Source organism: Streptomyces sp. NEAU-W12 (assembly GCF_026242095.1).
GTDB lineage: Bacteria > Actinomycetota > Actinomycetes > Streptomycetales > Streptomycetaceae > Streptomyces.
In genome coordinates, this window is the sequence record NZ_JAPJDM010000023.1 from 77,676 (window position 1) to 99,445 (window position 21,770).

The 21,770-nt window shown below is 72.9% G+C and carries 18 protein-coding genes; 10 read left to right on the forward strand and 8 right to left on the reverse strand.

Features of this window, described 5'->3' with window-relative positions:
- The first annotated feature begins 215 nt into the window (after positions 1 to 215).
- The 3 genes from ORI94_RS26565 to ORI94_RS26575 all read left to right on the forward strand — a co-directional run bounded on the left by ORI94_RS26565 (position 216) and on the right by ORI94_RS26575 (position 3,151).
- Entirely contained in the window at positions 216 to 1,574 is a 1,359-nt protein-coding gene (locus tag ORI94_RS26565; protein WP_266080117.1) for a hemolysin family protein, read from the forward strand.
- On the forward strand, positions 1,571 to 2,590 hold the full coding sequence (locus ORI94_RS26570; RefSeq protein WP_266080119.1) for a hemolysin family protein: 1,020 nt from the start codon (positions 1,571 to 1,573) through the stop codon (positions 2,588 to 2,590). The genes ORI94_RS26565 and ORI94_RS26570 overlap by 4 nt, the downstream gene beginning before the upstream one ends.
- A gap of 186 nt (positions 2,591 to 2,776) precedes the next feature.
- Positions 2,777 to 3,151, forward strand: coding sequence for a hypothetical protein (locus tag ORI94_RS26575; RefSeq protein WP_266080121.1), 375 nt, complete (start codon positions 2,777 to 2,779; stop codon positions 3,149 to 3,151).
- A gap of 71 nt (positions 3,152 to 3,222) precedes the next feature.
- Here the strand turns inward: ORI94_RS26575 and ORI94_RS26580 are convergent, their stop codons facing one another.
- The 4 genes from ORI94_RS26580 to ORI94_RS26595 all read right to left on the reverse strand — a co-directional run bounded on the left by ORI94_RS26580 (position 3,223) and on the right by ORI94_RS26595 (position 7,900).
- Entirely contained in the window at positions 3,223 to 4,713 is a 1,491-nt protein-coding gene (locus ORI94_RS26580) for a glycoside hydrolase family 3 protein (protein ID WP_266080123.1), read from the reverse strand.
- Between the two features lie 9 nt (positions 4,714 to 4,722).
- On the reverse strand, positions 4,723 to 5,553 hold the full coding sequence (locus ORI94_RS26585) for a carbohydrate ABC transporter permease (RefSeq protein ID WP_266080125.1): 831 nt from the start codon (positions 5,551 to 5,553) through the stop codon (positions 4,723 to 4,725).
- Positions 5,550 to 6,536: a carbohydrate ABC transporter permease gene (locus tag ORI94_RS26590; protein ID WP_266080127.1), complete on the reverse strand. Its 987-nt coding sequence runs from the start codon at positions 6,534 to 6,536 to the stop codon at positions 5,550 to 5,552. Before ORI94_RS26590 ends, ORI94_RS26585 begins: the two co-directional genes overlap by 4 nt.
- A gap of 89 nt (positions 6,537 to 6,625) precedes the next feature.
- Positions 6,626 to 7,900: an extracellular solute-binding protein gene (locus ORI94_RS26595; RefSeq protein ID WP_266080129.1), complete on the reverse strand. Its 1,275-nt coding sequence runs from the start codon at positions 7,898 to 7,900 to the stop codon at positions 6,626 to 6,628.
- Between the two features lie 369 nt (positions 7,901 to 8,269).
- Here ORI94_RS26595 and ORI94_RS26600 point away from each other — a divergent pair, with 369 nt between their 5' ends.
- Positions 8,270 to 9,082 carry a GntR family transcriptional regulator gene (locus tag ORI94_RS26600; RefSeq protein ID WP_266080131.1) on the forward strand — a complete coding sequence of 271 codons (813 nt, stop codon included), beginning with the start codon at positions 8,270 to 8,272 and terminating at the stop codon, positions 9,080 to 9,082.
- A 24-nt stretch (positions 9,083 to 9,106) separates the two neighbouring features.
- On the opposite strand, the gene ORI94_RS26605 is transcribed toward ORI94_RS26600, so the two are convergent.
- Positions 9,107 to 9,673, reverse strand: a complete 567-nt coding sequence (locus tag ORI94_RS26605; RefSeq protein ID WP_266080133.1) for a TetR/AcrR family transcriptional regulator — start codon at positions 9,671 to 9,673, stop codon at positions 9,107 to 9,109.
- 7 nt (positions 9,674 to 9,680) lie between these two features.
- On the reverse strand, positions 9,681 to 10,262 hold the full coding sequence (locus tag ORI94_RS26610) for a sugar O-acetyltransferase (RefSeq protein WP_266080135.1): 582 nt from the start codon (positions 10,260 to 10,262) through the stop codon (positions 9,681 to 9,683).
- Between the two features lie 109 nt (positions 10,263 to 10,371).
- Between ORI94_RS26610 and ORI94_RS26615 the strand changes: the two genes are divergently transcribed.
- Complete coding sequence (locus ORI94_RS26615) at positions 10,372 to 11,313, forward strand: alpha/beta fold hydrolase (RefSeq protein ID WP_266080137.1); 942 nt, start codon at positions 10,372 to 10,374, stop codon at positions 11,311 to 11,313.
- 240 nt (positions 11,314 to 11,553) lie between these two features.
- Here the strand turns inward: ORI94_RS26615 and ORI94_RS26620 are convergent, their stop codons facing one another.
- Both ORI94_RS26620 and ORI94_RS26625 read right to left on the reverse strand, forming a co-directional pair.
- The gene (locus ORI94_RS26620) at positions 11,554 to 12,789 is read right to left on the reverse strand and encodes an MFS transporter (RefSeq protein ID WP_266080139.1); all 1,236 of its coding nucleotides are present in this window, start codon (positions 12,787 to 12,789) and stop codon (positions 11,554 to 11,556) included.
- A gap of 122 nt (positions 12,790 to 12,911) precedes the next feature.
- The gene (locus ORI94_RS26625) at positions 12,912 to 14,459 is read right to left on the reverse strand and encodes a pectate lyase family protein (RefSeq protein WP_266080141.1); all 1,548 of its coding nucleotides are present in this window, start codon (positions 14,457 to 14,459) and stop codon (positions 12,912 to 12,914) included.
- Between the two features lie 937 nt (positions 14,460 to 15,396).
- Between ORI94_RS26625 and modA the strand changes: the two genes are divergently transcribed.
- From modA to ORI94_RS26650, 5 genes are all read left to right on the forward strand, one after another.
- Complete coding sequence (gene modA, locus ORI94_RS26630) at positions 15,397 to 16,197, forward strand: molybdate ABC transporter substrate-binding protein (RefSeq protein WP_266080219.1); 801 nt, start codon at positions 15,397 to 15,399, stop codon at positions 16,195 to 16,197.
- Complete coding sequence (gene modB / locus ORI94_RS26635) at positions 16,194 to 17,081, forward strand: molybdate ABC transporter permease subunit (RefSeq protein WP_416237902.1); 888 nt, start codon at positions 16,194 to 16,196, stop codon at positions 17,079 to 17,081. The genes modA and modB overlap by 4 nt, the downstream gene beginning before the upstream one ends.
- Positions 17,078 to 18,184: an ABC transporter ATP-binding protein gene (locus ORI94_RS26640; RefSeq protein WP_266080143.1), complete on the forward strand. Its 1,107-nt coding sequence runs from the start codon at positions 17,078 to 17,080 to the stop codon at positions 18,182 to 18,184. Before modB ends, ORI94_RS26640 begins: the two co-directional genes overlap by 4 nt.
- A 671-nt stretch (positions 18,185 to 18,855) precedes the next feature.
- Positions 18,856 to 19,722 carry an SDR family oxidoreductase gene (locus tag ORI94_RS26645; protein ID WP_266080145.1) on the forward strand — a complete coding sequence of 289 codons (867 nt, stop codon included), beginning with the start codon at positions 18,856 to 18,858 and terminating at the stop codon, positions 19,720 to 19,722.
- 398 nt (positions 19,723 to 20,120) lie between these two features.
- Complete coding sequence (locus ORI94_RS26650) at positions 20,121 to 21,767, forward strand: phytoene desaturase family protein (RefSeq protein ID WP_266080147.1); 1,647 nt, start codon at positions 20,121 to 20,123, stop codon at positions 21,765 to 21,767.
- The last annotated feature ends 3 nt before the right edge of the window (positions 21,768 to 21,770 follow it).

Here is a 21,770-nt window from a genome sequence, read left to right on the forward strand (position 1 = left end):
GGCGCACCGCACCGCCGAGCCGCGGGCCGGACCGGGAACATGTCCCCTGTCCGAATCGTTGGATCGCAGACAGATCCAGTCCGGCCGGCCGGCCGGCCGGTACATCCACGAGGAGTCATGCACGTGTCCGCCAGATCGACGGACCCCCCGGGGCACAGTCCCCGACCATCCCGTCACGCAACTGTTGAGACCGGCACCCGGCGGGGTGGTGTTCGATGAGTGCCGTAGAGGCCTTCCTGGGCCTGCTCGCCGTGTTCGTGCTCACCGCCGGCACCGGTTACTTCGTGGCCCAGGAGTTCGCCTACGTCTCCGTGGACCGGCTCGCGCTCGCGCGTGAGGCCGAGGCCGGGGACCGCAGGGCCGCCCGCGCGCTGAAGGTGCTGGAGCGGCTGTCCTTCATGCTGTCGGGCGCCCAGCTCGGCATCACCGTGACCGGTCTGGTCGTCGGTTTCATCGCCGAGCCGTCGGTGTCCGCGCTGCTCGGACCGGCGCTGTCCGGTCTCGGGCTGCCGGACGCGGCCGTGAGCGGCGTCTCGGTGGTGCTCGCGTTCGTGCTGGCCACGATCGTCCAGATGGTGCTCGGTGAGCTGGCCCCGAAGAACCTCGCCATCGCGGTGCCCGAACGGCTGGCGAAGGCGCTGGCCGGCTCGACCCTGGCGTACCTGAAGGTCGTCGGACCGCTGGTGCGGATCTTCGACAACGCCGCGTCCCACCTGCTGCGCCGCATCGGCATCGAACCGGTCGAGGAGCTGCACCACGGTGCCACGCTGGAGGAGCTCGGTCATCTGATCGGCGAGTCCCACGAGAACGGGACGCTGCCCGGGGACAGAGCCACCCTGCTGGACCACGCGCTGGAGTTCTCCGAGCGGACCCTGCACGCGGTGATGGTGCCGCGCGCGGACGCCGTCTTCGTCCGCGGGGGGGCGAGCGCCGGCGAGGCGGTCGGTCTGATCGCGGCACACGGCCACTCCAACTACCCCGTGCTCGGCGATCACCCCGACGACGTCGCGGGGGTGCTGGGCGTGCGCGAGCTGATGGCGGTGCCCGCCGACCGGATGGCCGGTCTCACCGCCGGCCGGATGGCCAGGCAACCCCTGCTGCTGCCGGACACGCTTCCGCTGCCGGACGCGGTCGCACGGATGCGCGAGCAGGAGGACGAGTTCGCGGTCGTCCTCGACGAGCACGGCGGCGTGGCCGGCATCGTCACCTACGAGGACATCGCCGAGGAGCTGGTCGGTGACATCGCCGACGAGTCCGACAAGGTCTCCGAACTGGCGGTCGCCGACGGCGACGGCTGGCTCGTGGACGCGGGCCGTCGGCTGGACGAGGTGGCCGGGGCCACCGGCGTCCAGCTGCCCGAGGGGGACGACTACGAGACGGTGGCCGGCCTGGTGGTGGACCGGCTGGGCCGTTTCCCCACCGTGGGTGACCGGGTCACCGTCGAGCTGCCCGGGGACGGCCGCGCGGTGATCGACGTACGCACCCTGGACCGGCATGTCGCCGAGCGGGTGCGGGTCACCCGGATCGAGCCGCCGGTGGAGGACGACGTGGAGAAGACGGAGGAGCCCGCATGAGTTTCCCGACGGCTCTCTTCGTGACCGTGCTGCTGCTGATCGGCAGCGGGTTCTTCGTGGCGGCCGAGTTCGCGCTGGTCGCCGCCAAACGGCACCGCATGGAGAGGGCGGCGTCCGAGGGGCGGCGCGGCGCCGGTGCCGCGCTGGCCGGCATGCGCGAGCTGTCGCTCATGCTCGCCGGTGCCCAGCTGGGCATCACGGTGTGCACGCTGGGTCTGGGCTCGGTGTCCAAGCCCGCGATCTCGCACGAGCTGGACCCGCTGCTGCAGGCCCTGGGTCTGCCCAGCGCGGTCAGCTACGGGGTGGCGTTCGCCGTCGCGATGATGCTGGTGGTGTTCCTGCACATGGTGGTGGGCGAGATGGCGCCCAAGTCGTGGGCGATCGCCCACCCGGAGCGTTCCGCGATGCTGCTCGCTCCGTCGTTCCGGGCGGTGGTGAAGGTCGTCCGGCCGCTGATCCACGTGCTGAACGTGGTGAGCAACGCGCTGGTACGGATGTGCCGGGTGAGCCCGCGCGACGAGCTGGCGTCGGTCCACGACCGTGAGCAGCTCACCCACCTGGTGGTGGAGTCGGAGCGGCTCGGCCTGATCAGCAAGACGGACTCGCAGCTGCTGACCCGTTCGCTGACCGAGCCCGACACTCCGGTCAGTGCCCTGCGGATCCCGGCCGAGGAGATCGACTCGGTGCGGGGCGACGCGGGCGTCGACGAGGTGCTGCGGGTGGCCACCGCGTACGACCGGACCCGGCTGCTCGTCCGTGACGGCGGCACCGTCCTCGGCGCCGTCCACGCGCGGGACGTGCTGGTCGCCCGCGCCCGGGGCCGTGCCACGAGCGCCCGCGAGCTGGCCCGCCCGGTGCCCGAGCTGACGGACACCACGACGGTCGCCGACGCGATCGACGTGCTGCGCCGCCGCCGGGGCACACTGGCGGTCGTCCGGGACGACTCGGGCCGGCTGACCGGCATGGTCACGCTGGACGACCTGCTGGCCCGGCTGATGCTGCCGGCCGGGGGCTGAGCCGCCGGCACCACGGGGACGACGAAGGCCGGCCGGTCCGCGCGCTGCGGGCCGGCCGGCCTTCGTCCGGGGCCGTCGTCAGTCCGTGAACCGGACGGCCGGCCGTTCCCGGAGTCCCGCGGCGACGATGCCGGAGGCCTCGGGCCGTGCCCCGTGGCCCCGCTCCGGTGCGAGAAGGCCGAGCGCGTGATCGGGTCCTGGGCCTTCTGCGACGGCACCGGGCCGACCTCACCGGCAGCGGCGATCGAGGCGCTGCGGGAACGGATCAGCGCCGGGCGACCCGAGGCATCGCCGACCAGTTCGTCCGGCCGGTCACTGGCCTTCATCAGCAACACCGAGCGGGCCATGGCCGTGCCGCTGGACGGCGAGGACGGCCCCGGCGAACACGCGGTGGATCCGGGTGCGAGCGGCTCCGGCAAGGGCTTCGTCCTGGCGAACGGGCAACACGGCGAGTATCCCGGCGAGGACACGCTGCCCCCGGCGGAGGCACTCCGGGTCGTCCAGCACATCCTGACCACGGGTGCCCCGCCCCCTCGTGCTGCGTGCTCCGTCGACCGCTGAGCCGCGGCAGCACCTGGGGAGCCACGTGAACACCCGGGTGAGGGACTACGTGAGTGAGGTTTCCCCGCGGGTCAGCCCGCGACGACCGCCTCGGCGGCCGCGACCCCGCACACGCGCGCCGCCCCGTGCGTGGCGACGTACAGCGCGCCGCGCGGCGCGGACTGCGGCACGCCCATCTCCACGACCACGGTCTCCGGCCCGGCCGCGAGCAGGGTGTCCAGGGCCGTACGCATCCACGCGTGCCGGTGTTCGTCGCGGACCACGGCGACCACGCGCCGGCCGGCCGCCGCCTCGAGCGCCCGCGCTCCGGCGTCGGGGCCGGTGAAGGAGCCGGTGGCGGTGCCCGGGAGCAGGCGCTCCAGTTCCGGGCCGACGCCCCAGGGGGTCTCGTCGCCGACGGCGATGTTGGCGGCGGGGTGGAAGGTCGCCACGTACACCGGTCCGGTGACCGGTGCGGCGGGCCCGGTGCGGGTGACGGTCACCGCGCGGCGGGCCGCCGTGAGCCCGATCTCCGGCTCGCGGTCGCCCCCGGGGCCCGGGGAGCGCCGCGTCCCGGCGGCCCAGTCGGCCAGGGCGCGGACCCGGGCGGCGGCGTCGACGAGCCGCTCCTCGGGGAGTTCGCCCGAGCGGACGGCGGTGACGAGTGCGTCCGTCAGGCCCTGCACCGTTCCCTCGTCGCACAGCCCGCCGCCCACACAGATCGCGTCGGCGCCGGCCGCGATGGCCAGGACGACCCCGTGTTCGAGGCCGTAGGTGCCGGAGACGGCGCGCATCTCCATGCCGTCGGTGACGATCAGGCCCTGGTAGCCGAGCTCGCCGCGCAGCAGGTCGGTGAGGATGCGGCGGGAGAGGGTGGCGGGGCGGTCCGGGTCGAGGACGGGGACGCGGATGTGGGCGCTCATGACGGCGCGGGTGCCGGCCGCGATCGCGGCGCGGAACGGCTGGAGTTCGCGTTCGTGGAGCGTGGTGGCGTCGAGGTCGATGTGCGGGACGGCGTGGTGGGAGTCGACGCTGGTGTCGCCGTGGCCGGGGAAGTGCTTGGTGCAGGCGGCGACGCCGGTGGACTGCAGGCCCTCGACCCAGGCGGCGGTGTGCCGGGCGACCAGGTCGGTGTCGCTGCCGAAGGAGCGGACGCCGATGACCGGGTTGTCGGGGTCGGCGTTGACGTCGGCGGAGGGCGCCCAGTTGAAGTTGACGCCGCACTCGGCGAGCCGGCGGCCCAGTTCGCGGGCGACGCCGCGGGTGAGGGCGGTGTCGTCGACGGCGCCGAGGGCGTGGTTGCCGGGGAAGGAGGAGCCGGTGCGGACCTCGAGCCGGGTGACGTCGCCGCTCTCCTCGTCGATGGCGACGAGGAGGTCGTCCCGTTCGGCCCGCAGCTGGGCGGTGAGGGCGGCGACCTGCTCGGCGGTGGCGACGTTGCGTCCGAAGAGGGCGACGGAGGCGAGCCCTTCGGACAGCCGGCGGCGCACCCAGTCGGGCGCGGTGGTGCCGGCGAAGCCCGGTTGGAGCACGGCGAGGGCGTCGCGGGTGAGGGTGTCGGTGCCGGTGGTGGATGTCGTCATCGGGTGGCGTTATCCCTTCACTGCGCCCGCGGTCAGGCCGCTGACGGCCCTGCGTTGCAGGAAGACGAAGAGGATCAGGATGGGGACGGCGAAGAGCGACGAGGCGGCCATGGTCGCGCCCCAGTCGTTGCCGAACTGGGTCTGGAAGCTGGAGAGCCACAGGGGCAGGGTCTGTGCTTCGGCGTCCTTGTTGAGCACCAGGACCAGCGCGAACTCGTTCCACGCGGTGATGAAGCCGAACAGCGATGTGGACATCAGGCCCGGCGCGAGGAGCGGCAGGATGACCCGGCGGAACGCCTGGGCGCGGGTGCAGCCGTCGACCATCGCGGACTCCTCCAGCTCCTTCGGCACGGCGGCGACGAAGCCGCGCAGCGTCAGGAGGGTGAAGGGGAGGATCATCATCATGTAGAAGAGCGTCAGCGGAACGAGGCTGTTCAGCATCGACGCGTCCCGCACGATCATGTACATCGCGATGATCATGACTTCCCACGGCGCCATCTGGGCCAGCATGAAACCGATGACGAAGCCGCGCCGCCCCTTGAACCGCATCCGCGCCAGGGCGAAGGAGCCTGCCAGCGCGATGATCAGCGAGAAGAGGACGGCCAGGACGGTGACGGTCAGCGAGTTGCGGACGTAGGTCCAGAAGTGGTCGACGCCGGTCGCGGTCCTGAAGTGCTGGAAGGTGACGTCGGTCGGGAACCAGACCGGGTTCTCCGAGATGATGTCGCCGGTGGGCTTGAAGGCCGTGGCGAACATCCAGTACACGGGGAAGACGAAGCCGATGAACAGGACGACGGCCGTGACGTTGGGCCACAGACGGGCCAGGAGCGAGCGTCTCACAGCTCGTCCTCCTCTTGCTTGAGCACGATCCTGAGGTAGTAGGCGGTCAGGCCGAGCAGGATCAGGATGGTCAGGACGGCGATCGCCGCGCCCATGCCGTAGTGCTGGTTGCCCATGCCCTCGACGTAGGCGTAGACGGGCAGGATCTCGGTGAGCCGGTCGGGGCCTCCGCCGTTGAAGAGGAAGACCTGGACGAACGCCTTGAACACCCAGATGATCTCCAGGAAGGTCGTCGCGTAGAGGAACGGCCGCAGGAACGGCACGGTGACCGTGGTGAAGCTCCGCCATGCGCCGGCGCCGTCGAGGGAAGCGGCCTCGTAGAGCTCGCCCGGGATGGTCGTGGTCGCCGCGTAGAGGTTGATCGCGACGAACGGGATGGACATCCACACGATCAGCACGGTGACGACGAAGAACGTCGACATCTGGCTGCTGGTCCAGCTGTAGTCGGCCATGGAGTGCCAGCCGAGTTTGTCCAGGACCCAGTTGACGACGCCGAAGCGCTGGGCGAACAGCCACTGGTAGACGGTGGTGGCGGCCACGATCGGCATGGCCCAGGCCAGCACCAGGCCGATCAGCAGGGTGAACCGCATCCTCCTGCCGAGGCGGGCGAGCAGCAGGCCGACCAGAGTGCCCAGGACCATGACGAGGACGACGTTGACCGCCGTGAAGAGGACCGAGCGGAGGGTGACCCGCCAGAAGTCCTCGCTGGTGAGGGTCTCCTTGTAGTTGTCGAACCCGTTCCACTCGGTGACGTGCTGGATCAGCTGCCCCATGTTGAGGTTCTGGAAGGACAGCAGGACGTCCTTCAGCAGCGGCCAGCCGAGCAGCAGCACGGTGGCCGCGCAGGCGGGCAGCAGCAGCAGGTACGGGGCGAGCGCGCCGGCGCGCGACGCGGCTCTCGGTGAGGGCCTGCCGGTCCCCCCGCCGTCCGCCTTGCGGGCGTCCGCCGGGCCGGAGGGCGGCCGTTCGGTCTGCACGGTCATGCTCGCGATCTCTCTTCTCGGCCTGTTCAACGCCGGAGCGGGGGCCGTCCGTACGGCCGGTCCCCGCTCCGGTGGGAGTGCCCGCGCTTCTACTGCTGCTGCGCCAGGCGCTTGTTGAACTCGTCCTCGACCTGCTTCGCGGCCTCGGCCGGGGACTTGCCGTTCAGGACGGCCGTCATGTACGTCTTGATCGGGTTGGGCGCGTTCTCGACCGCGGCCCACTCCGGGATCAGCGGGGTGGTGCCGCCGACGGCGGCGGCCGGCGCGGCGGCCTCGGCGGGTGCGTTGCCCTTCAGGTTGCTCTGCAGCGACTCCTTGTTGGGGATGACGCCGTTGAGCTTGGCCAGTTGTCCCTCGTACTTGTCGGAGAGGGCCAGCTTCAGGAACTCCCGGGCGAGTTCCTGCTTCTCGCTGCCCGCGGCGACGGCGAGGTTGGAGCCGCCGAGGAAGACGCCCTCGGGCTGCCCGGCCGCGGTGCCCGGGATGGTGAAGTAGCCGATGTCCTTCTCGATCTTGGGGTTGGCCTTGATGGCGATGCCGGCTTCCCAGCCCATGCCGATGAACGCGCCGACGTCGCCCTTGGCGAAGACCTCACCCTGCTGCGGAGTGGCCTCGTCCTTGTCCTTGGGCGCCTTGGACAGCGCCTGGAACTTCTTGTACGTCTCCATGGCGGCGGCGACCTTCGGGTCGTCGAGGTTGGAGACGTGCTTGTCGCCGTCCTTCCTGACGAGTTCGCCGCCCTCGCCGATCACCAGGCCGACGAAGTGGTACCAGTTCTGGCCGGGCAGGTAGATCGGCTCCGCGTCGGTCTTGTCACCGATCGTCTTGAGCGCGTCGTAGAACTCGTCGCGGGTCTCGGGTGTTTCCTCGATGCCCGCGTCGGCCCAGACCTTCTTGTTGTAGAGGACCACGCGGTTGGCGAAGTACCAGGGCGCCGCGTACTGCTTGCCGTCGAAGACGGACGACTCGTTGAGGGACTCGGTCCAGTCCGCGCCGATCTCCGACTTCAGCCCGGTGAGGTCGGCGAGGCCACCGGTCTTGGCGTAGGCCGGGGTCTGCGTGTTGCCGATCTCGAAGACGTCGGGCGGGTTCTCCTCGGACAGGGCGGTGGTCAGCTTCTGCTGGATGCCGTTCCACTGCTGCACCTCGAAGGTGACCTTCGCCTTGGTCCTGGTCTCGAACTCCTTGGCGAGGTCCTTCTGCCACTCGTCGGGCGAGGAGCCGTCCATCACCCACACGGTGAGCGTCTGCCCCTCGAAGCCGTCCGCCCCGGTGTTCTTCCCGTCGCCGTCGCCTCCCCCGCACGCAGCGACGGAGAACACCATGCCCGCGACCCCGATCGCGGCTATCAGCTTGCGCTTCACGCGCCACCCCTCCTCAGGAATGCCTTCCACACCCACGCCCTCGGCGGTGACCCTCGCAGCGGCGCAGCACTCGGCGGGCTGGGACCCGGCTTCCGTAAATGGTTTAGACCAGCAAGGGGAGCTTGGCCTAGACCTATGGCCCTGTCAAGGGTCGTGCCACCGATCCCCCAAGCCGTGACCGGCACCTCTCGCGGGGCCCGGAACTCCCCGCGAACAGGGACGTGTCGACCGTTGGACTAGACCAAAAGAAGGCGTGCGGTTATAACGGGACCGCCGAGCGTGCGGCGCCGAACCCGGCCGTTCGCCGACGTGCACCGCGGCCGGCGCCTGCCGTCCGCGCCGCCGGACCCCGCACCCGGAAGGCAGGTCATGAGCACGGACCTCAGCAGCGCCCAGGCCGAGACACAGGCGCCGGGCCCCACCGGCCGCGTCCCGAAGTACTACCGCATCAAGCAGCGCTTACTGGGGATGACCGAGGCGCGTCCACCGGGCTCGCCGATGCCGGCCGAACGCTTCCTCGCCCTCGAGTTCCGCACTTCGCGCACCACCGTGCGCAAGGCCCTCCAGGAGCTGGTGAGCGAGGGCCGGCTGGTCCGCATCCAGGGCAAGGGCACCTTCGTCGCCCACCCCAAGATCTACCGCACCCTCCAGCTGACCTCGTACACCGAGGACATGCGCAACCAGGGGCTCACCCCCGCCTCCCGGGTCCTGGACATCGACTGCATGGCGGCCGGCGAGGACCTGGCGGCGCTGCTCGAGGTGGAGCGCGGTGAGAAGGTGCTGCGCGTCGAGCGGCTGCGGCTGGCCGGGGGCGAGCCGATGGCGATCGAGGCGACCCACCTGTCGGCGCGCCGCTTCCCCGGCCTGCGCCGGCACCTGGCCCGCCGCACCTCGCTCTACACCACGCTCGCCGAGGTCTACGGCGTACGCCTGGCGGAGGCCGACGAGACCATCGAGACCTCCCCCGCCACCCCGCGGGAGGCCGGGCTGCTCCACACCGACGTGGGCCTGCCGATGCTGCGGCTGTCCCGCCACTCACGGGACGAGCGGGGGAAGCCGGTCGAGTGGGTCCGCGCGGTGTACCGGGGTTCGCGCTACCGCTTCACGGCGACACTCACACCCCCGGCCGCCCGAGGGTCCCGGTCCGGTCCCTCGGCGTCCTCACGCCCGGACTCCCCTTGACACACCCCACCGGCGGTGGCCCGGTCAGGGCTCCCGGGGCGGTGCGCCGCCGGGCGCCGTGATGCGGGCGATCGCCTCGAGGGTCAGGGTGCGGTCGTGGGGTTCCCTGGAGAGGGCGAGGTGGAGGGTCAGTCCCTCGATGAGGGCGTCGAGCTGGCGGGCGGTGTCCGGGTCGAAGTACTTCTCGAGGTGGACCCGGCTGCGGCGCATCCACTCGTGGGTGAGTTCCCGGTAGGCGGGCCGGCGGGCGGCGAGGGCGTACAGCTCCTGGGTGAGCACGAGGTCGCGCGTGCTGTCCTCGGACAGGGCGTGGATGAGGTCGGCCACGGCCTCCCGGGCCTCCTCGGGGCCGGACGGTGTCGCGAGATGGGTGTCGAAGATCGCGACCACATGGCCGGTGAACTCGCCGAACGCCTCCCTGAGCAGCTCGTCCATCCCGCCGAAGTGGTACGTCATCGACCCCAGCGGCACCCCGGCGCGCCGGGCGATCTTGCGGTGCGAGACCGCCGCGAGCCCTTCCTCGGCGATGAGGTCGAGGGTGGCGGCGACGATGCGTTCGCGGCGCCGCGGGTCGGTGTGTCCGGTGGCCACGGGAGTCTCAGACGCCGCGGACCGGGCGGGCGGGGCTGCCGACGGCGACCACGTTCGCCGGCACGTCCTTGGTGACGACCGCGCCGGCGCCGATCACGGAGTTGTCCCCGACTCTCACCCCGGCCAGGACGACGGCGCCGCCGCCGATCCAGACGTTGTCGCCGATGGTGATCGGCTGCGCGGCCTCCAGCTTGTCGCGCCGGGGCCCGGGTTCCACGGGGTGTGTCGGGGTGAGGAGCTGGACGCCCGGGCCGATCTGGCAGTCCTCGCCGATGACGATGGCCGCGACGTCGAGCGCGGTCAGGTTGTAGTTGACGAAGGTGCGGGCCCCGATGGTGATGTTGCTGCCGTAGTCGACGTACAGGGGCGGACGCACATGCGCCCCCTCACCGACGGAGCCGAGCAGTTCGGCGAGGACCGACTGCGCCGCGACGGCGTCCTCGACGAAGGCGGCCTGGAAGCGGGCGGCCAGGCGTACGGCCTCCTGCTGCCGACGGGCGATCTCGGGGTCGTCGGCGATGTAGGGGTCGCCCGCCCGCATCCGTTCCAGGTTCGTACGGGGGTCCTGTGCGAAGTGGTCCGTCGCCATGGGGGGACGGTACACCTTGGAGCGTACGAACGTACACTCCGTGGTCACCGCGTGCCCGGTCCGTGCGGCCCGTCTCGTCACGGGCGGGACGAGGGGCCATACTCGGCGCGTGACGTCGATCTACCGCAGTACGGCCGGCAGGGAGCTCATCCGGCGCTGGTGCCTCGCCCGTCTCGACGCGTGGCCGGTGCCGCACGAGCGAAGGACCGTGACCGCCGAGGGCACGCGGACCCACCTGGTCCTCGCCGGATCCGGTGCGACGACGGTCGTGTTCGTCCCGGGCACCAACTTCAACGCCGCCACGTCCCTGCCGCAGGCCACGGCCCTGGTGGAGGCCGGCCACCGGGTCCTGCTGACGGACGTTCCCGGCCAGCCCGGCCTCAGCTCCGGCGCGCGCGGTCCGTCCGGCGGCCGGCTCGCGTGGTACGGGGCGTGGCTGGGCGAGGTGATCGAGCAGGTCGCGTCCGGGCCGGTGGCGGTGATGGGCCACTCCTTCGGCGCCGCCGTCGCCCTGTCCTGCGACTCTCCCCGCGTCGACCGGCTCGTCCTGGTCTCCCCCGGCGGACTGACCCGGCTGAGGGTGACCCCCGGGGTGCTGGCCGCCTCGGTCCCCTGGTTCCTGCGGCCCGCGCCGGCGCGCAGCGCCCGGCTCCTGCGCACCATGCTCGCGCCGGGCCGCGGGCCCCGCGAGGAACTGGTCGACTGGATGACCCTGGTCGCCCTCCACTCCCGCTCCAGCGGAGCACCCGGCGCGGCCGTCCTGCCCGCGCGTCCGGTCCCCCGCCTGGTCGTCAGCGGGGAGCACGACGTCTTCCTCCCTCCGCGGCGGCTCGGCCCGGCGGTGCGCACCGCCCTCGGCACCGACCTCCACGTGGTCCCCGGAGCCGGACACCTCGTGGTCGAGGAGTGCCCCGCGCACCTGTCCACCCTGCTGGACCTGCCGGACCGGCCCGCCCCCGACGCCCCTGCGGGGCAGGCAGGCCGGCTCCACCCCGGCCGCAGGCCGCCCCGGGCAGCCGCGCAGGAGCCCCGGGCAGGTGAAGAGCGGTGACACCACAGCCGCGACAACGCCCAGCGCGATGAGCGCGCGTGCCGCCGGTGGGCCGGTGAACCGGCCGATGAGCAGGCCCGGCCCGATGCCCGCTCCGGCCGGCGGAAGGCCGGTGAACCGGGCCGGGGCGCGGGGAGAGGCCCTCGCACCCCGGCGGACCCGCCCCCTCCGCCACTGCCGGGGGCCGGGCACCGCAAAAGCGCTCCCCCGCTCCCGCACCGTCACGTCGCCATCTGCCCCCTACCGCTTTGCACGTGATGCGCCACCGCTCTGCAGCACCCTCGCGAGGACGACCACGAGCACGCCCGCGAGGGGCACCGCCAGCAGGCCGAGGCGCAGGCCGGCCTCGTCGGCGACGAGCCCGACGACCGGCGGGGAGAGCAGGAAGCCGAGCCGCATCAGCCAGGAGACGATCGTCAGGCCCGATCCGGCCTTGAGGCCGGGCAGTTCGTCGGCCTCGTGCATCGCGGCGGGTACGAGGGTCGCCACGCCGAACCCGGCCGCGGCGAAGCCGAGGACGGTGCCGGGCACCGTGGGCACGGCCAGCGCCAGGCCCATGCCGGCCGCGGCGACGAAGCCTCCGGCGCGGGCGACGGCGCGCCGGCCGAACCGGTCGACGAGCCGGTCGCCGAGGATCCGGCCGATGAACTGGGCCCCGACCAGGGCGATGAAACCGGACGCCGCCAGCGCCGCCGACGCGTCCAGCGAGTCGGAGAGGTAGAGCGCGGCCCAGGAGTTGCCCGCGTCCTCGACGAGGGTGCCGGCGGTGGCGATGAGGACGAGCGCGGCCAGTACGTACCGCGTGCGCGAGGTCAGGGCCGGACGGCCTCCCCCGGCGCCCCCCTTCTCCCGGGGCCCGCCCTTCGCCTCCACCTCCTCGGCCGGCCCGGTGTCGGGTCCCGGCAGGCAGAACCGCAGGGCGACACAGGCGGCGGCGCCGAAGACCAGACCCGAGATCAGCAGGTGCGTCCCGAGCGGGAGACCGAGCGCGATGGCACCGGCGGCCATGGCTCCGCCGGTGACGGCGCCGATCGACCAGACGGCGTGGAAGGAGTTGATGAGGGAGCGCCCGTAGCGGCGCTGCACCCGCAGGCCGTGGACGTTCTGCGCGACGTCGGTGAACGCGTCCGCCGCACCGGCCAGGAACAGCGCGACCGCGAACAGCACCACCGACTGCGCCAGTCCGGCGACGAGGATCCCGGCCGCGGTCAGCAGGGTGCTCGCCACCGCGGCCCGCGCCGAGCCCAGCCGGCGGACGACGACCCCCGCCCCCAGCCCGGCCACGACGGCCCCCGCCGGGAACGCGGCGACGGCCAGCCCGTAGGCGGCGTTGCCGATCCCGAGATCCGCCTTGATCTGCGGATAGCGCGGCAGGAGGTTCGCGAACAGGGCGCCGTTGGTGAAGAAGAGCACGGCAACGGCCGGCCGGGCCCGCCGCTCGGCCGCGCCCGGCCGGCGCAGTACGTCAGTGGTCATACGCCGGACCCTATCCGCAGAGCGTACGAACGTACACTCCCTTTTCCGGCGGTACGGCCGACGCCCGGCCCCGGGTCCCGGACGGGACCGGAGGCCGGGCGTGTGAGCCCTTCGGCGCGTTCCTAGCCGTTGTAGGTCTCGAACTCGGCGACCCTCGGGGTGCCGTTGGAGCTGGTGATCTCGAAGGTGACCTTGCGCAGCGAGGTCTGCGGGAAGGAGATGACACCCGCTCCGCTGCCGGAGGCCAGGACGGCTCCGGTGTCGTGGTTGAGGACCCTCCAGTTCCGGATGGCCCCCTGGGAGCCCGCCGCCTCCCGGATGTCGATCTTCGACACCGAGGTGGCGGACGGCCACTTGACCGAGACGGAACCGGTCGAACCGCTCGGCGACCAGTAGCTGCCCGTGTTGCCGTCGATCACGTGGCCGTAGCTCGTACCACTGGCCTTGCTGGAGCCGTCGGCGCCGGCGCCGAGGCTGAGGTTGGTCCCGGTGGGGGGATCGGTCGGGTCGGTGGGCGGGTCGGTGGGGTCGGTGGGCGGGTCGGTCGGGCCCGGGTTCTGCGGGGTGCAGTTGCCGTCCGAGACCTGGTTGCCCTTGTTGGCGCCGGCCGTCCGGTTCACCACGTCCGGTACGCAGTTCGCGTTGTCGAGGCGGTGGGAGTAGGGGATGGCGACCGAGGTGTTGGACGTCGGGTTCGGACCGGCGGGCTGGTTGTCGCCGCTGCGGCTGGACCAGGTCACGTTGTCGAAGATGTTGCCGCCGACCTGCCAGTAGCCGGCCTCGCTGGTGTAGAAGGTGCCGAGGACGTCCTTGGAGTCCTCGAAGTAGTTGTTGTCCACCTTCGCGCGCGCCCCGGCCCGGGAGTTGATGCCGGACTCGTGCAGGTCGACGTAGTGGTTGTTGTAGATGTGCGAGATGCCGCCGCGCAGCAGCGGGGTACGGGAGTCGATGTTCTGGTACTTGTTGTGGTGGAACGTGACGTAGCCGTTGGAACGGTCGCTCTCGCTGGACCCGATGAGGCCACCGCGGCCGGAGTTGCGCAGGATGCTGTACGACAGGGTCACGTACCGGGTGTCGTTCTTCATGTCGAAGAGGCCGTCGTAGCCCTCCGACTCGCCGCCGGACGCCTCCAGCGTGGCGTGGTCGACCCAGACGTTGCGGACACCGCTCTCCATGCCGATGGCGTCACCGCCGTTGGAGGTGGGCGAGCCGGACTTCTTGACGTTCCGGACGGTCACGTTCTGGATGATGATGTTGCTGGACTCCCTGATGTGGATGCCCAGCTGGTCGAAGACGGCACCGCTGCCGACACCGACGATCGAGACGTTGCTGATCTGCTTCAGCTCGATCTTGTCGGCGGCCGTGTTGCAGCTGCCGCCGGACACCTTGGTGGTGTTGCCGTGGTTGATGGTCCCCTGCACCTCGATGATGATCGGGGTGCTGCTGCTGGCCCGGTTGCACAGGGCCGCGTGGATCGCGGTGCCCGTGGTGGCACGCACCGTCTGCCCGCCGGCGCCGCCGGTGGTACCGCCGTTCTGCGTGGCGTAGCCGGTGGCGCTGCCGGTGACGGCCGCCGACGCCGAGGACGTCGACACCACCAGCCCGGTCGCGGCCGCGAGGGCCGCCGTGGCCAGTGTCGCGCCGAGGCGCACTGCTGCTGATCTCTTCATCCGTGTCTCTCCCTGTTCGTCTGCACGTGCCGGGGGGCGGACTGCGTGGATGGACCGGGGCGACTGCGACGGCCGACTTCAGTACCGTGAAAATGGTCATGGACATGTCACATAGAGCGCGGTCGGATCCGCCGGACATCTCTCCGGACGGTTCCGGCCGCACTCGACCGTACCGTGATCACGCCCTGCGGGCGCCCTGGCCCCGCCCTGCTGCGGGTGCTGTTCTCCGAGGCTGTTCTTCGGCTCTTGCTCGGCTCTTGCTCGGCTCTTGCTCGGCTTCGGTGCGACCGGACCGACCGCTGCCACGAGGGCCCGGCGGGCAGGTCGGCCGACGCCGGCCGCGGGATCACCGCGACCGTGCTCCCGCGCCGGACCAGTGGCGGCTCCTGCGCGAAGTCACCGGCGAACGAGGCGACTTCGCTCCACTGGTCCCGAACCGACAACCGGGGAAAGCGCTTTCTCACCGGGAGAATAGGGCGGTCCGGACCAGCCTGGCAAGGCTCCGGACGCCATGAGTGCGCTCTTTCGTATCTCATACACCAGCCACTGTTCACACTCATCCGGCGCCAGGGAGGGGGGAGTTCGGAGGAAACCCGTCCGGGCCGCCCCTCACGCAGCGCCGCGGCGGGCGCGGCCAGGACGAGGCCGGCGACCGGACCGGCGACGTCTGCGACAAGAGGCCGGGCCATGGACCACCGCCTCCCGGCCGAAGACATCCGGCCCGCGGTCCGGACAAACGCACATGCGGGACTTTCGCTCTGCCAGGACAGCTGATGCAAGACAAAAGACAATTTTCAGCTTGCATCTGCGGCAGTATGATCGGCGCGTGCACGACCGCCCGGTCGGACCGTGAGAAGCAGCAGGCAGAGGGAGCAGCCCTGTGACGACCCGCCCCGCACACCGGACCCGCCCGTCCCGCTCGGGCCGCCGGATGCCGATGACGCGGGTGGCCGGTGCCGTCGCTGCCGTGCTGCTGGTTCCGGGGGCCGCGACCGCCTGCTCCCCGTCCTCCGACGGCGGTTCCTCGTCGGGGCGCGGGGACGCGCGCGCGTCGGGCGAGTTGTCGGGCACGGTGACCGTGTTCGCCGCCGCGTCCCTCACGGAGAGCTTCACGACGCTGGGCGAGCGCTTCGAGGAGGCGAACCCCGGCACCGGGGTCACGTTCAGCTTCGGCGGCAGCGACAGCCTCGCCGCCGGTATCACCAGCGGTGCCCCCGCCGACGTCTTCGCCTCCGCCAGCCCCGGGACGATGAAGATCGTCTCGGACGCGGGGGACGCCGCCGGCACCCCGGCCACCTTCGTCCGCAACCGGCTGGAGATCGCCACCCTGCCGGGCAACCCGGAGGGCGTCTCCTCGCTGGAGGACCTGACCGGCCCGAAGCTGAAGGTCGTCCTGTGCGACAGGGAGGTGCCGTGCGGGTCCGCGGCGCAGACGGTGCTGGACGCCGGCGGCATCGGACTCACCCCGGTGTCGTACGAGCAGGACGTCAAGAGCGCGTTGACGAAGGTCGGGCTGAAGGAGGCCGACGCCGCCCTCGTGTACCGGACCGACGTGCGCGCGGCGGGTGACAAGGTGGAGGGCGTGGACTTCCCCGAGGCCGCAGAGGCCGTCAACGACTACCCGATCACCCTGCTCGAGAACGCCCCGAACGCCGAGGCGGCCGAGGCGTTCATCGCGTACGTGCGGTCCGAGGAGGGACAGCGGGTGCTGGCGGACGCCGGGTTCCTGACGTCGTGACCCCGGCGGACACCTCCGGCACGGGGACCGGCACCCGTAAGGGCTTCCGTGGAGACCTCCGTAAGGGTGCCGGTCCGCGGCGGCGCCGCACGGGGGTGGTGGGCGGGCAGGGCGTGCCGCTGCCCCTGCTGCTGCCCGCGCTGCTCGCGCTGGCGTTCCTGCTCGTGCCGCTGCTCGCGCTGCTGGTCCGGGCCCCGTGGCAGAGCATGCCCGAACAGCTGACCAGCCCCGCGGTGTGGCAGGCGCTGCGGCTCTCCCTGGTGTGCGCCACCGCGGCGACGGCGGTGAGCCTGGTCCTCGGTGTACCGCTGGCCTGGCTGCTGGCCCGTACGGAGTTCCCCGGCCGGGGCCTGGTGCGGGCGCTGGTGACGCTGCCGCTGGTGCTGCCGCCGGTGGTGGGCGGTGTCGCCCTGCTCATGGCGCTCGGCCGCAACGGCATCGTCGGGCGGTGGCTGGACGAGTGGTTCGGCGTCACCCTGCCGTTCACGACGGCCGGGGTGGTGGTCGCGGAGGCGTTCGTGGCGATGCCGTTCCTGGTCATCAGCGTCGAGGGCACGCTGCGGGCCGCCGACCGCCGGTACGAGGAGGCCGCGGCCACGCTGGGCGCGTCGCGCTTCACCGCGTTCCGCCGGGTCACGCTGCCGCTGATCGCGCCGGGCGTCGCGGCGGGCTCGGTGCTGGCCTGGGCGCGGGCGCTGGGCGAGTTCGGGGCGACGATCACCTTCGCCGGCAACTTCCCCGACCGGACCCAGACCATGCCCCTGGCCGTCTACCTCGCCCTGCAGAGCGCCCCGGAGGCGGCCGTCGCCCTCAGCCTGGTCCTGCTCGCCGTCTCGATCGCGGTGCTGGCCGGCCTGCGCGACCGTTGGCTGACCACGTCATGACCGGCACCGGGAGGCGCGAGCACGACGGCCCCGCCGGGGGCACCTCCGCACTCGGCGAGGGCCCCGACGGTCTCGACGCCCGCCTCGTCGTCGACCGCGGCACCTTCCGCCTGGACATCGCGCTGACCGCCGCACCGGGTGAGGTCGTCGCCCTGCTCGGCCCGAACGGTGCCGGCAAGAGCACGGCGCTGCGCGCCCTGGCCGGTCTCACGCCCCTCAGCACCGGGCACCTCCGCCTGGACGGGAGGGAGCTGGACCGTCTTCCGCCCGATTCCCGTCCCGTGGGCGTCGTCTTCCAGGACTACCTCCTCTTCCCCCACCTCACCGCCCTGGACAACGTGGCCTTCGGCCCCCGCTGCCGGGGCGCCACGAAGGCCCAGGCGCGGGCGACGGCCGCCGCGCTGCTGGACCGCATGGGCCTGGCGGACCACGCCGGGTCCAAGCCCCGGCGTCTCTCCGGCGGCCAGGCCCAGCGCGTGGCCCTCGCCCGCGCCCTGGCCACCAGCCCCCGGCTGCTCCTCCTCGACGAGCCCCTCGCCGCCCTGGACGCCCGTACCCGCCTGGAGGTACGCGCCCAACTCCGCCGCCGTCTCGCCGCGTTCGAGGCCGTCGCCGTCCTGGTGACGCACGATCCGCTCGACGCGATGGTGCTGGCCGACCGCCTGGTGGTCGTGGAGCACGGCAGGGTCGTCCAGGAGGGAACGCCCCGGGACATCGCCCGTCACCCGCGCACCGATTACATCGCCCGGTTGGTCGGCCTGAACCTCTACACCGGCCGGGCCGAGGGCCACACCGTACGGCTGGACGGCGGCCCGACGGTCACCACCACCGAGGACCTGACCGGCCGGGTCTTCGTCGCGTTCCCGCCCGGCGCCGTGACCCTGCACAGCAGCCGGCCCACCGGTTCCAGCGCGCGCAACCTCTGGCACTGCGAGGTGGGCGGGATGGAGACCCACGGCGACCAGCTCCGCGTGGACCTCACCGGCGACCTCCCCCTGGCCGCCGACCTCACCACGGTCGCCGCCGCCGAACTCGGCCTCCACCCGGGCGCGGACGTCTGGGCCACGGTCAAGGCGACCCAGACCCACGCCTATCCGGTCTGACCTGCGTCGGGACCGGTCAGCCCGAGCGGCTCGCCGAGAGGGTGCGAGCCGGTCCCTTCCCGCACCATCGCGCGAACGGTGAGGCGTTCGCCGGGGAAGAGGGCGAACAGCGCGACCCGGGACACGAGCGGTTTGCCGGTGCGTCGGCGACGCGCGGGGTCGGCTCCTGGCGAGAGGTCCTCGACGTCGAGGTGGCCGGTTCCCGTGTGGATTGGACACCCCGGTGACCGCGGCGACGTCCTTGGTGGTGCCGCGTTCGGGAGGCGTGCTCGCAGTGCCGGCCGTACCGGGCGTGCCGTGCGTGCCGACCGTGCTCGGTGTACCGGCCGTGCCGACCGTGTTCACGCCGGTTCCACGCAGGAGAGGGCCGCGCGTACGGCGTCGGCGCCGGTGTCCACGGCGTCCCTCACCCGTAGCCGGAGCGTCTCGCCGGGCAGCAGCGTGTGCCCGGCGCCCGGCACACACCCCCGGAGCAGCCCTGACCGGTTTCACCGGCCTCGTGGTTCCCCCGAGATGCGGGGAGAGCCGGCAACTGGCCTGATGGATCCCATGAGAAGAGTCCGTGGACTGCCGCCGACCGTCCGGGCGCACCGGACGGTCCGCACGGGCGCGCGCCCGCCGGCCGCGCCGCGGCTCCTCCCCCACGCGTCTCGTCGGCCGGGGGGAAACCCGTGACCGGCCGTCCGTACGTTCTTCGGGGCCGTGTCGCCGTGGTGACGGGTGCGGCGCGGGGGATCGGCGCGGCGGTCGCCGGGCAGCTGGCCCGCAGAGGGGCGGGAGTCGCTCTGCTCGGCCTGGAGGCGGACACCCTCGCCCGGGTGGCCGGGTCCCTGCCGACCGAGGCGCGTCACTGGGAGGTCGACGTCACCGACGACGACGCCATGGCGCGGGTCGCCGCCGAGGTCCGCGACCGGCTCGGCCCGCCGTCCGTCGTCGTCGCCAACGCCGGCCTCGCGGAAGGAGGCCCCTTCGTCGGGTCCGACCCCGCCACCTGGCGTCGGGTGGTCGAGGTCAACCTCGTCGGGAGTGCCGTCACGGCCCGCACCTTCCTGCCCGACCTGCTCGACACCCACGGGTACTACCTTCAGGTCGCCTCCCTCGCGTCCATCGGCGCCGCACCGATGATGAGCGCGTACTGCGCCTCCAAGGCGGGCGTGGAGTCGTTCACGCACGCCCTGCGCGCCGAAGTGGCTCCCCGCGGAGTGGCCGTGGGCATCGCCTACCTGAACTGGACCGACACCGACATGATCCGGGACGCCGACGAGCATGCCGTCCTGCGCGAGCTGCGGGCGCACATGCCCCGACCGGCGCGCAAGGTCTACCCCGCCGCAGACGTGGCCGCCCGCCTGACCGCCTGCGTCGAGAGGCGCTCGGCCGCCGTGTACGTCCCCGCGTGGCTGCGCGGCGTCCAGGTGGTGCGGGCGGGACTGCCCGGTCTTGTGGGCCTCTGGTCCCGGCGCACGGTGCTCGGCACCGAGTTCTCCGCCACCGGTCTTCTGGGGGCCGGCGGCCGGGCGAACCGTGCCGACGGTGCATGACGCCCCTCCCTGGTCCCGCCTGCACGGTCCGCCCGGGGCCCTCCCCGGGCCGCGCCGAAGGCCGGCCGGTCGGCGGTCTCCGGCGCTCTCCGCGTATCCGGTGCCTCCCCTGCCGTGGGGCGGGCTCCCCCGGGGGTACCCGGGCACCCGGTTCAGCGGCAGGCGGCGGATCCCCCGGATGCCTGCGAGAGTGGAAGGCCGGAGGTGGGCCCCGGCGGGCCGGGCACGAGTGAGGACACGCCGGGCCGGCGGATCCGTGGCCGTACGGCGCCGGCCGGCCGCACACCCGCCCGCGGACGTCCGGGCAGTACACGCGGTACACGCCGACGGCCGGGCCCGACCACAACCCCGCGGCACGCCCCGCACCGGTGCGCCGCCGCGACGAACAGGAGGCAGCGATGCCGGACGCGGTGGTCGTCGGAGCCGGGCCCAACGGTCTCGTCGCGGCGAATCTCCTCGCCGACGCCGGATGGAGCGTCGAGGTCCTGGAGGAGCAGCCGGAGCCCGGCGGCGCCGTCCGCAGCGACCGCGGCGTACACCCCGACTACGTCAGTGACGTGTTCAGCTCCTTTTACCCGCTCGCCGCCGCCTCCCCGGTGCTGGCGGACCTGCGGCTCCACGAGGAGGGGCTCGGCTGGAGCCATGCCGCCCGCGTCCTGGCGCATCCCCTGCCGGACGGCCGGTGCGCGGTCCTGGAACGCCGGAGCGAGGACACGGCCGCGGGCCTGGACGCGTTCGGCGCGGGCGACGGGGCGGCCTGGCTGGGCCTGTGCGAGACCTGGAACCGGATGGGCCCCGACCTTCTCGGCGCGCTGTTCACCCCCTTCCCGCCGGTGCGGTCCGCGGCGCGCCTCGCCGTGCGGCTCCGGGCCTCCGGGGGCCTGCGCCTGGCCAGGACCCTGCTGCTGCCCGCCCGGCGGCTGGGGGAGGAGGAGTTCCGCGGCGAGGCGGGCAGGCTGCTGATCGCGGGCAACGCGCTGCACGCGGACCTGGCACCCGAGTCGGCGGGCAGCGGCGGCTTCGGCTGGCTGATGTCCATGCTCGGCCAGGCCTACGGTTTTCCCGTCCCGGTCGGCGGATCCAGTGCGCTCACCGCGTCCCTGGTCCGGCGGCTGGAGCGGCGCGGTGGCGTGGTCCGCTGCGGCGAGCGGGTGAGCGAGGTGGTGGTGCGGGGCGGCCGTGCCGTCGGCGTCCGCACGGCGGGGGGCGAGTCCGTACCGGCGTCCCGTGCCGTGCTCGCCGACGTCTCCGCGCCCGCGTTGTACGGCGCACTGGTCGACGCCCGGCACCTGCCCGGCCGGCTGCTGGACGATCTCGTCCGGTTCCAGTGGGACTTCGCCACCTTCAAGGTCGACTGGGCACTCGGCGGGCCCGTGCCCTGGACCGCGCAGGAGGCCTCGACGGCGGGCACGGTCCATCTGGCCGACGGCGTCGACGGCCTCACCCGCTTCGCCGCGCAGATCGCGACCGGCCGCGTACCCGACCGTCCCTTCCTCCTCTTCGGGCAGATGACCACGGCCGACGGCACCCGCTCCCCGGCCGGTACCGAGTCGGCGTGGGCGTACACCCATGTCCCGCACCGGATCAAGGGCGACGCGGGCGAGGACGGTCTGACCGGAACCTGGGACCGGCGGGAACAGGAAGCCATGGCCGACCGCGTGGAGAGCGAGGTGGAGCGCTGGGCGCCGGGGTTCCGTTCCCGCATCAGGTCCCGCCGCCTTCTCCCGCCGCCCGCGCTGCAGGCCCTCGACGCGAACCTGTACGGCGGTGCGATCAACAACGGCACCACCGCGATGCACCAGCAGCTGGTGTTCCGCCCCACCCCCGGGACCGGCCGGCCGGAGACACCGGTGAAAGGGCTGTACCTCGCCTCGGCCGCCGCTCACCCCGGCGGCGGCGTCCACGGGGCCCCCGGCGCCAACGCGGCCCGCGCCGCACTGCGCGGCCGGACCCGGTCCGCCCTGCTCGGCCCCGCACGCGCTGTCCTGGACCGGCGCCACCGGGAGGCCGACCGCGGGGACGGGCCCGAGCTCCTGGAGCCCTGACCC